This window comes from Enterobacter sp. 120016 (assembly GCF_018383635.1).
In the GTDB taxonomy this organism is placed as follows: domain Bacteria; phylum Pseudomonadota; class Gammaproteobacteria; order Enterobacterales; family Enterobacteriaceae; genus Enterobacter; species Enterobacter asburiae_D.
This window is the reverse complement of sequence record NZ_JAHAWC010000064.1, coordinates 1-236: the sequence shown is the minus strand read 5'-3', so window position 1 is coordinate 236 and position 236 is coordinate 1. Positions and strand designations below refer to the sequence as shown.

General features: G+C 60.2%; 1 protein-coding gene. It reads left to right on the top strand.

From position 1 onward, the window contains the following. The coding region (locus tag KIF87_RS23640; RefSeq protein ID WP_213330873.1) for a two-partner secretion domain-containing protein at positions 1–236 on the top strand (236 nt) is incomplete at both ends.

Genomic DNA, 236 nt, shown 5'->3' with positions numbered 1-236 from the left:
AACGGGGCGGGCATTTCGCATAACCAGTTCGGTGAGTATAACGTCGGCAAAGAGGGGCTTATCCTCAATAACGGCACGGACCGTTTAACCCAGACCCAGCTCGGCGGGCTTATCCAGAACAACCCCAACCTGCAGGCCGGGCGGGAAGCGAAAGGCATCATCAACGAAGTCACCGGCGCCAGCCGCTCGCAGCTGCAGGGCTACACGGAAGTCGCCGGTAAGGCGGCAAACGTCAT